Raw genomic sequence first — 9,076 nt, 5'->3', positions numbered from 1 at the left:
AAGATGATCAGGTTGATAGGTCCGAGGTGGAAGTGTGGTGACACATGGAGCTGACGGATACTAATCGTTCGAGGACTTAACCAAATGAATCAAGCATACTTGCCAAACTTACATTATCCAGTTTTGAGAGAACGAAAAAAAGATAAAATTTCTTTAAAATTTCTCTTGAAAAATGTCAGAAATACGATATAATAATAAATGTCGCTGACAAAATCGTCTGGTGACGATGGCGAAGAGGCCACACCCGTTCCCATTCCGAACACGGAAGTTAAGCTCTTCAGCGCCAATGGTAGTTGGGACGCGAGTCCCTGTGAGAGTAGGACGTCGCCAGGCAATAAAATGGAGGATTAGCTCAGCTGGGAGAGCATCTGCCTTACAAGCAGAGGGTCGGCGGTTCGATCCCGTCATCCTCCACCATTATAAAATTAAAAATTACCAAAAAATACTTGGTGAAATTATAAAAAACATAAGTTATAATAATTAAGTGTCTTAGAAAAGCATTTAAATCTATTAAGCCGGTGTAGCTCAATTGGTAGAGCAACTGACTTGTAATCAGTAGGTTGGGGGTTCAAGTCCTCTTGCCGGCACCATCAGTACGAGCCATTAGCTCAGTCGGTAGAGCATCTGACTTTTAATCAGAGGGTCGAAGGTTCGAGTCCTTCATGGCTCACCATTTACAAAATGCGGGTGTGGCGGAATTGGCAGACGCACCAGACTTAGGATCTGGCGCCTTACGGCGTGGGGGTTCAAGTCCCTTCACCCGCACTTATATGCGGAAGTAGTTCAGTGGTAGAACACCACCTTGCCAAGGTGGGGGTCGCGGGTTCGAATCCCGTCTTCCGCTCCAATGCCAAGTTATATGCCGGGGTGGCGGAATTGGCAGACGCACAGGACTTAAAATCCTGCGGTAGGTGACTACCGTGCCGGTTCGAGACCGGCCCTCGGCACTAGTTTTTTGCAAAAAATGCGCCCGTAGCTCAATTGGATAGAGCGTTTGACTACGGATCAAAAGGTTAGGGGTTCGACTCCTCTCGGGCGCGCCATCTTTTTGCGGGAAGTAGCTCAGCTTGGTAGAGCACTTGGTTTGGGACCAAGGGGTCGCAGGTTCGAATCCTGTCTTCCCGACCATCTAAAACTTATGGGGCCTTAGCTCAGCTGGGAGAGCGCCTGCTTTGCACGCAGGAGGTCAGCGGTTCGATCCCGCTAGGCTCCACCATTATAAACTTTAATAGGATTCAATATTTGGCGGTGTAGCTCAGCTGGCTAGAGCGTACGGTTCATACCCGTAAGGTCGGGGGTTCGATCCCCTCCGCCGCTACCAAATAGGACCTTTAGCTCAGCTGGTTAGAGCAGACGGCTCATAACCGTCCGGTCGTAGGTTCGAGTCCTACAAGGTCCACCACTATATATGGAGGAATACCCAAGTCTGGCTGAAGGGACCGGTCTTGAAAACCGGGAGGCGGGTTAAACCGCGCGGGGGTTCGAATCCCTCTTCCTCCGCCATATATACCTTAAATACCTTGTAGTATATGGAAACAAATTATTATTGTCGCGGGGTGGAGCAGTCTGGTAGCTCGTCGGGCTCATAACCCGAAGGTCGCAGGTTCAAATCCTGTCCCCGCAATAAATGGTCCGGTAGTTCAGTTGGTTAGAATGCCTGCCTGTCACGCAGGAGGTCGCGGGTTCGAGTCCCGTCCGGACCGCCATTTATAAAATGTTAGCTCATCAGTAAGACATTGAGCAGCATCAGAGAAATATAAAGATACAAAACGGCTCAGTAGCTCAGTCGGTAGAGCAAAGGACTGAAAATCCTTGTGTCGGCGGTTCGATTCCGTCCTGAGCCACCATAACTTTAAAAAGACAATGCACGGCGGTTGTGGCGAAGTGGTTAACGCATCGGATTGTGGTTCCGACATTCGTGGGTTCGATTCCCATCAGCCGCCCCATAGAGTGCGGGTGTAGTTTAGTGGTAAAACCTCAGCCTTCCAAGCTGATGATGAGGGTTCGATTCCCTTCACCCGCTCCAAATTTTACTTCGGGCCTATAGCTCAGCTGGTTAGAGCGCACGCCTGATAAGCGTGAGGTCGATGGTTCGAGTCCATTTAGGCCCATATACCATTATTCCGTAGTAGCTCAGTGGTAGAGCACTCGGCTGTTAACCGAGCGGTCGTAGGTTCGAATCCTACCTGCGGAGCCATATTTGGGGAAGTACTCAAGAGGCTGAAGAGGCGCCCCTGCTAAGGGTGTAGGTCGGGTAACCGGCGCGAGGGTTCAAATCCCTCCTTCTCCGCCATTTGGCCCCTTGGTCAAGCGGTTAAGACACCGCCCTTTCACGGCGGTAACACGGGTTCGAATCCCGTAGGGGTCATAAAAACCATGTACATGATGTACATGGTTTTTTTATATATTATTTTAATAAATGAAATCTTAATTATTAAAACATAACTGCCAAAAGAGCTCAGTCCGTCAATACATTGTCTCCTAAACGCCTTATAAGAAGCAAAGGTAAAATTCTAATAACGGTTAAAGTCTAAAATAGAACGAGAATAAAGCCGAACTGATCATCAAGTACTTTTAAGAGGAATACCAAGTAAAATTTTATGATTTCTTTAGTAAGGATTATATCAACCAAATTGAAAATCTACTTTTACCTGTAATTTGAATAGATGTGTGAGTCAATTCTTGAATTTTTTCCCCATTTGGGAATTGGGGAAATATTGCTATAAGCCCTTCTCATTTTGCCCTATACTAATTTTACTGTTCGAACCTCCACTCCACCTAAATTAAGTATTAAATTCTGCTATTAAATATGCCTCACGATAAACCTTCATATGATCCATATATCAACATAAATAAGCAATTGAAGCTCGCATAGACATCTTCTTATAGTTTTCTGAGAGGGTATCATTTATTTAAGTCTTGCTTTAATCAGTAGATCCGTGAGACAATGGAAAGTAATTGTAAAGGTTTGTATTTAAAAAATTTCACGGATAATGTTCTCCTATAGAGAATATACTAATTCTTAAATCCTCAATCGATTATAAAGAAGCCTTCAGAAGAATTAACTCAACACAATCATCCTTTCCTCGATTGTATTTCCTAAAGTTCTATGTTGAAAGATATATTATATGCCAAAGTATCTAAGTTCCCTTTTTGGTCTTGAATTATGAGAATATTTTGTTTACTATAGATAAATACTATAATAAACAAATAATTTAATATTTTCTTACACAACTTTATTAAGTAAACATTTTAATTAATTAACTCGTTTTTGAGTGGTAGACCACTTCATTGATATTTTTCTCAATATAATGAAATATTTAACATAAAAATAATAGTATTTAAGTTTCTATATACTATATTTTGGATATATTATACTGATACCTGTTAATTTATCTTACTAATTCCAAAAAGTAGTGAAAAATAGCTTTTTAGAGCTAAATTAACAATTTTTGCATTTGATTTAGTTACAGAATAAGTAGTTTAATTAGTATATTGAGAAAATTCGAGAAAGGGTGATAATATGCCTAATGCTATCCCAACAGACTATCAGGTCCATTTGTTTCATGAAGGCTCTCTTTATGATGCATATAAACTGTTCGGTTCCCATTTGATAAAGGTAAATGATGATATACATACAAGGTTTACAGTATATGCACCAAACGCCCGTCAGATACGCTTGGTGGGTTCTTTTAATAATTGGAATGGTAACGGTTATGAATTAAAAAGAGTTTCTGAACAGGGTATTTGGACGCTTCTGGTAGATAAAAACCTGGACGGACATATATACAAATATGAAATTGAAGCAGCATCTGGAGCCATAGCTCTAAAGAGTGATCCGTATGCCTTCTATTCAGAAATAAGGCCTCATACGGCATCTGTCGTATATCCTATAGATGATTCATATAAATGGAATGATGCGTCTTGGCTTAAGAAAAAAACAAAGAAACAACAAGATGAGAACCCCATGTTTATTTATGAAATTCATGCAGGAACATGGAGAAAACATATCCAGGAAGGCCAAGTGTCTATACCGAGCGATGAATGCAAGATTGAGGAATTTTATACATACCGTGACCTGGCTGATGAACTCATCCCCTATGTAGTTGAACAGGGCTTTACACATATTGAGCTAATGCCACTAACTGAACATCCGTTCGACGGATCATGGGGCTATCAGAGTACAGGTTATTATTCACCAACAAGCCGATATGGCAGGCCTGAAGACTTGAAATATTTTATCGATCAATGTCATCAGCATAACATAGGTGTATTGCTTGATTGGGTACCTGGTCACTATTGTAAAGATGCTCATGGTTTATTTATGTTTGATGGATCACCTGTTTATGAATACTCTGATCTCAAACACAGAGAGAATCCAGTATGGGGAACAGCAAATTTTGACTTGGGCAAACCAGAAGTTCATAGTTTTTTAATATCCAACGCAAGATATTGGATGAAGTATTTTCACATAGATGGATTTAGAGTGGATGCTGTCGCAAATATCATTTATTGGCCCAATACATATAGTGGTGACGTTAATCCACATGCTATAGATTTTTTACAGAAACTTAACCAAGTTGTAAAAGAATCCGATCCTACAGTTCTTATGATGGCTGAAGACTCAACTGATTGGCCTAACGTAACTAAGCCAGCTAGTGAGGGAGGTTTAGGATTTACATATAAGTGGAATATGGGTTGGATGAACGATATTTTAGAGTACATGGAATCAGATCCGTGTTCTCGAAAGGATCTTCATAATAAAGTAACATTCTCCTTAATGTATGCTTATACGGAACGGTTTATTTTACCTTTGTCACATGATGAAGTGGTCCACGGTAAAAAATCTCTTCTTGATAAAATGCCAGGAAGCTACGAAGAAAAATTTTCTCAGTTGAAATTACTCATGGGATTTATGACAACCCACCCGGGGAAAAAATTATTATTTATGGGTGGAGAGCTGGGGATGTTCTCAGAATGGAAGGATAAAGAACAGGTTGATTGGCATCTACTAAATTATGATTCTCATCAAACATTAAATCATTTCTTTGCAGACTTACTAAAGTTTTACAAACGGTCAAAGCCGTTATATGAGTTAGATGATTATCCTGAAGGATTTGAGTGGATTGATGTTCATAACACCGATCAGTCCATATTCTCATTTATTCGTCGTGATCGAGAAGGAAATCCATTGATAGTACTGTGTAATTTCAAAAATATATCTTATGAAGAATATAAAGTTGGAGTACCTGATAAACAGGAGTACAAAGAGGTCATAAATAGTGATGCTGTCCAATATGGTGGAAGCGATCATGTTAATAAAAAGAAAATCATCGCAGAAGAAGGTTCTTTTCATGGGAGACCATATCACGTAAAGATTAAGGTACCTCCATTTGGAATTACTGTACTGCGTCCCATTAAAAAACGGAAGGAGTTAAATAAAAATGGCAAAGAAAAAAATAGTCGCAATGCTACTGGCAGGAGGACAAGGAACAAGGCTTGAGGCTTTGACAGCTGATGTTGCAAAACCGGCAGTCCCATTTGGCGGTAAATATAGAATTATAGATTTTACATTAAGTAACTGTACGAACTCTGGAATAGATACGGTAGGGGTATTAACGCAATACCAGCCGTTATTGCTTAATTCCTATCTTTCTAACGGAAGTGCCTGGGATCTCGATTTAAAAGATGGCGGAGTAACTGTATTACCTCCCTATTCTGCTTCAAAGGAAATGAGATGGTATACGGGTACAGCAAGTGCGGTTTACCAAAACTTAAACTATATCGATCAATATGATCCGGATTATGTGATTGTTCTCTCAGGAGATCACATTTACAAAATGGATTATGATAAAATGTTGAGCTTCCATGAGGAAAGAGGAGCAGATGCGACTATCTCTGTTATTCCTGTTCCTTGGGATGAAGCAAGCAGATTTGGAATCATGAACACCAGAGAAGATTATTCTGTAATGGAATTTGAAGAGAAACCGAAAAATCCGAAAAATAATTTAGCCTCTATGGGTATCTATATATTTAATCGTAAAGTTCTAAAAGACTATTTGATAAAAGATGCTAAAAATGAAGATTCAACAAGGGATTTTGGTAAGGATATCATACCTTTATTATTAAATGATGATAAAAAGGTATATGCTTATCCATTTGAAGGATATTGGAAAGATGTTGGTACACTGAAAAGTTATTGGGAAGCTAATATGGATTTACTGGATGAAGAGTGTGAATTAAATCTTTATGACTATTCATGGCGCATTTATTCAGTTAATCCGAACAGACCACCACAATATCTATCTAACAAAGCAGAGGTTAAAGAATCACTGATTAACGAAGGATGTATAGTTGAAGGTAAGGTGGAAAAATCAGTCGTTTTCTATGGAGCACAGATTGGCAAAGACGCACATGTTAAAGATTCTGTAATCATGTCAGATGCAGTTATCGGAAAGAATGTCTATATTGAAAAGGCTATTATTCCTCCAGGTGCTGTTATACCGGATAACCAGGTGATCAGACCTATTGATGATGAAGATGTTATATTGGTTAATCCTGAACTGTTAACAGAAGAAAATGTTATAAAATTATCTTGATATAGTGAAAGGCGTTGAAAATATGAGTAAATCACTATTAGGTATTATAGATGCCACGAATAGTTTTGAATCACTGGATATTTTAACAAAAAGTCGGAATGTTGCAGCATTACCAATAGCTGGTCGTTTCCGTTTAATAGATTTTATTCTTTCAAGCATGGTTAATTCGGGAATATCTAATGTAGCTGTTTATCCACAAGCACATTTCAGATCGTTAATGGACCATTTGGGAACAGGTAAGAACTGGGATTTGAATAGAAAAAGAGATGGACTATTCTTCCTCCCGGTGCCTCATACAGAAGATGTATCTGGTGAGGTTCATGCGTTTGATCACTTTGCTTATCATATGACCTATCTTGAAAGAAGTAAACAGGAGTATGTGATTGTTGCTAACAGTCAAACCGTTTGCAATATCGATTTTAATGCTGTTCTTAAATATCATATACAAAACAAATGTGATATTACGGAAATCAAAAAAGATAAAGAATCACTTGAAATGTTCATCCTTAAAAAAGAACTGCTTGTTAAATTAATTGACGAGCGGAAACAAACTGGGTACAAATGTTTAAAGGATGTTGTGGAAGATCATTATTCCGACTTCGCTATCTGTGTTTATCAGTATGAAGGTTATCTGGCGAATATCAATTCTATTAATGCCTATTTTCAATCAAGTATAGATCTTCTTAAAGAAGAAAATTGGAGTCAGTTATTCATGAAGGAATGTCCTATCTATACAAAAGTTAAGGATGAGCCGCCATCCAAGTATAGTGAGAAGTCTCATGTAAGCCAATCAATGGTTGCCAACGGCTCTATCATAAAAGGTGAAGTAGAGCACAGTATCATCTTTAGGGCCGTTAATATTGATGAAGGTACTTCCATTAAAAATTCCATTATCATGCAAAAAACAAAAATCGGTAAGAATTGCAAACTCGATTATGTAATCCTCGATAAGGATGTAGAAATTGCTGATGGAACAGTTCTGATTGGGTCTCCATTCCAACCAATTGTTATTCAAAAAGGTGTAAAACAAGGAGCGTTGATGAACTCGTGAATGTATTATTTGTAGTATCTGAATGTGTACCCTTTGCTAAATCTGGAGGGCTGGCTGACGTAGCCGGCTCTCTTCCTAAAGAATTAAAAAAGTTAGGTCATGAGGTAAGAGTGTTGCTTCCTAAGTATGGGACGATACCTACTCATTTTTTTAATTCAGCGAAAAAAATTGCTGAATTTGAAGTTCAGTTAAGCTGGAGAAGACAGTATTGCGGTATTTTTGAAGCTGAATATGATGGTGTCATTTATTACTTTATGGATAATGAATATTATTTCCATAGACCAAAACTTTATGAGCAATTTGACGATGGTGAACGTTTTGCTTATTTCTGTAAAGCGGCTGTTGAAGCACTTTATCATATTCCATTTTTACCGGATGTTATTCATACACATGATTGGCATACGGGAATGATTCCATTCTTATTGAAAACTCAGCACCAGAATACGAAATTAGCAAACATCAAAAATATATTTACAATTCATAATTTGCAATTCCAAGGCATTTATGGAAAAAGTTTTCTTGATGATGTACTGGGGATTCATGATGACTACTTTAACCAGTTGGAATTTGACGGGAACGTCAACTTTATGAAATCAGCACTGGTTTATGCAGATGCAATAACTACTGTCAGCCCTACTTATAAAGAGGAGATTAAAACTGACTATTACGGTGAGCGTCTGAATGGATTGCTTCAGGCAAGAGACTCAGATTTATATGGGATTTTAAATGGAATTGACAATGACTTATATAATCCAAAAAAAGATGCTGCGATTGCCAGCGAGTTTTCAGTCAATTCTCTGAAAGGCAAAAAAGCGAATAAACGTTATCTCCAGGAGTATTTCAATTTACCGGTAGATGATAGCAAGCCGCTGATTGCCGTTGTATCGCGTTTAACCTCTCAGAAAGGCTTTGATCTGGTTAGAGCTGTATTCCATGAGATTTTGCAGGAAGATATCCAAATGATCATGCTGGGTACAGGCGATCCGCAATTCGAGCATTTCTTTGGTTATACGTCCCAATGGTATCAGGATAAATTAAGGGTTCATATTGGTTTTAATGAAGATTTAGCCCATCAAATATATGCTGGAGCTGATTTGTTCCTTATGCCTTCTAAATTTGAACCTTGCGGATTAAGCCAATTAATAGCAATGAGATATGGTACATTGCCGATTGTTAGGGAAACAGGGGGTCTGCGAGATACTGTACAGCCATATAATGAATTTACTGGCGAGGGCAATGGTTTTTCATTTACTAACTTTAATGCTCATGACATGCTTTATACAATACGTCGGGCATTATCTTTTTATCATAATCCTTCTGAGTGGAAAAAGATTGTTAAGAACTCGATGAAGAAGGACTATAGCTGGGCACGTTCAGCAGCAGAGTATGAGGTTTTGTATAAAGACTTGACTGAGAGGATCTGATT

Annotated in this window: 4 protein-coding genes, 21 tRNA genes and 2 rRNA genes; all 27 read left to right on the top strand. The window is 38.9% G+C overall.

The window, feature by feature from the left end:
- Nucleotides 1-84, top strand: a 23S ribosomal RNA gene (locus FHY47_RS15260); the annotation flags it as partial.
- Between the two features lie 132 nt (nucleotides 85-216).
- Nucleotides 217-333: ribosomal RNA gene (gene rrf / locus FHY47_RS15255) — 5S ribosomal RNA — on the top strand.
- An 8-nt stretch (nucleotides 334-341) separates the two neighbouring features.
- A tRNA-Val gene (locus FHY47_RS15250) sits at nucleotides 342-417 on the top strand.
- Between the two features lie 97 nt (nucleotides 418-514).
- Nucleotides 515-590, top strand: a tRNA-Thr gene (locus tag FHY47_RS15245).
- Between the two features lie 7 nt (nucleotides 591-597).
- A tRNA-Lys gene (locus FHY47_RS15240) sits at nucleotides 598-673 on the top strand.
- Nucleotides 674-683: 10 nt separating this feature from the next.
- Nucleotides 684-765: transfer RNA gene (locus FHY47_RS15235), tRNA-Leu, on the top strand.
- Nucleotides 766-772: 7 nt separating this feature from the next.
- Nucleotides 773-847: transfer RNA gene (locus FHY47_RS15230), tRNA-Gly, on the top strand.
- 14 nt (nucleotides 848-861) lie between these two features.
- Nucleotides 862-947, top strand: a tRNA-Leu gene (locus tag FHY47_RS15225).
- Between the two features lie 19 nt (nucleotides 948-966).
- Nucleotides 967-1,043 (top strand) — tRNA-Arg (locus tag FHY47_RS15220).
- An 8-nt stretch (nucleotides 1,044-1,051) separates the two neighbouring features.
- Nucleotides 1,052-1,128: transfer RNA gene (locus FHY47_RS15215), tRNA-Pro, on the top strand.
- 12 nt (nucleotides 1,129-1,140) lie between these two features.
- Nucleotides 1,141-1,216 (top strand) — tRNA-Ala (locus FHY47_RS15210).
- Nucleotides 1,217-1,244: 28 nt separating this feature from the next.
- Nucleotides 1,245-1,321 (top strand) — tRNA-Met (locus FHY47_RS15205).
- 4 nt (nucleotides 1,322-1,325) lie between these two features.
- A tRNA-Ile gene (locus FHY47_RS15200) sits at nucleotides 1,326-1,402 on the top strand.
- Between the two features lie 8 nt (nucleotides 1,403-1,410).
- A tRNA-Ser gene (locus FHY47_RS15195) sits at nucleotides 1,411-1,503 on the top strand.
- A 47-nt stretch (nucleotides 1,504-1,550) separates the two neighbouring features.
- Nucleotides 1,551-1,624: transfer RNA gene (locus tag FHY47_RS15190), tRNA-Met, on the top strand.
- Between the two features lie 5 nt (nucleotides 1,625-1,629).
- Nucleotides 1,630-1,706, top strand: a tRNA-Asp gene (locus FHY47_RS15185).
- 65 nt (nucleotides 1,707-1,771) lie between these two features.
- Nucleotides 1,772-1,847 (top strand) — tRNA-Phe (locus FHY47_RS15180).
- A gap of 23 nt (nucleotides 1,848-1,870) precedes the next feature.
- Nucleotides 1,871-1,946: transfer RNA gene (locus tag FHY47_RS15175), tRNA-His, on the top strand.
- A 6-nt stretch (nucleotides 1,947-1,952) separates the two neighbouring features.
- A tRNA-Gly gene (locus FHY47_RS15170) sits at nucleotides 1,953-2,026 on the top strand.
- 11 nt (nucleotides 2,027-2,037) lie between these two features.
- Nucleotides 2,038-2,111, top strand: a tRNA-Ile gene (locus FHY47_RS15165).
- Between the two features lie 11 nt (nucleotides 2,112-2,122).
- Nucleotides 2,123-2,197 (top strand) — tRNA-Asn (locus FHY47_RS15160).
- 5 nt (nucleotides 2,198-2,202) lie between these two features.
- Nucleotides 2,203-2,293: transfer RNA gene (locus FHY47_RS15155), tRNA-Ser, on the top strand.
- Nucleotides 2,294-2,296: 3 nt separating this feature from the next.
- Nucleotides 2,297-2,368, top strand: a tRNA-Glu gene (locus FHY47_RS15150).
- A 1,155-nt stretch (nucleotides 2,369-3,523) separates the two neighbouring features.
- Nucleotides 3,524-5,503: a 1,4-alpha-glucan branching protein GlgB gene (gene glgB, locus FHY47_RS15145; protein ID WP_066109235.1), complete on the top strand. Its 1,980-nt coding sequence runs from the start codon at nucleotides 3,524-3,526 to the stop codon at nucleotides 5,501-5,503.
- Nucleotides 5,445-6,599 carry a glucose-1-phosphate adenylyltransferase gene (locus tag FHY47_RS15140; protein ID WP_066109232.1) on the top strand — a complete coding sequence of 385 codons (1,155 nt, stop codon included), beginning with the start codon at nucleotides 5,445-5,447 and terminating at the stop codon, nucleotides 6,597-6,599. Before glgB ends, FHY47_RS15140 begins: the two co-directional genes overlap by 59 nt.
- 22 nt (nucleotides 6,600-6,621) lie before the next feature.
- Nucleotides 6,622-7,650: a GlgC family sugar phosphate nucleotidyltransferase gene (locus FHY47_RS15135; RefSeq protein WP_066109229.1), complete on the top strand. Its 1,029-nt coding sequence runs from the start codon at nucleotides 6,622-6,624 to the stop codon at nucleotides 7,648-7,650.
- The gene (gene glgA, locus FHY47_RS15130) at nucleotides 7,647-9,074 is read left to right on the top strand and encodes a glycogen synthase GlgA (RefSeq protein ID WP_066109225.1); all 1,428 of its coding nucleotides are present in this window, start codon (nucleotides 7,647-7,649) and stop codon (nucleotides 9,072-9,074) included. Before FHY47_RS15135 ends, glgA begins: the two co-directional genes overlap by 4 nt.
- Nucleotides 9,075-9,076 lie beyond the last annotated feature (2 nt).

This window comes from Bacillus sp. E214 (assembly GCF_008087365.1).
Lineage (GTDB): Bacteria > Bacillota > Bacilli > Bacillales > Pradoshiaceae > Pradoshia.
This window is presented reverse-complemented; position numbering and strand designations above follow the sequence as displayed.

Excerpts from the sequence above, each read along its gene's own strand:
- FHY47_RS15140 (WP_066109232.1), top strand. The coding sequence starts at position 5,445 with ATGGCAAAGAAAAAAATAGTCGCAATGCTACTGGCAGGAGGACAAGGA.
- FHY47_RS15135 (WP_066109229.1), top strand. The coding sequence starts at position 6,622 with ATGAGTAAATCACTATTAGGTATTATAGATGCCACGAATAGTTTTGAA.
- glgB (WP_066109235.1), top strand. The coding sequence starts at position 3,524 with ATGCCTAATGCTATCCCAACAGACTATCAGGTCCATTTGTTTCATGAA.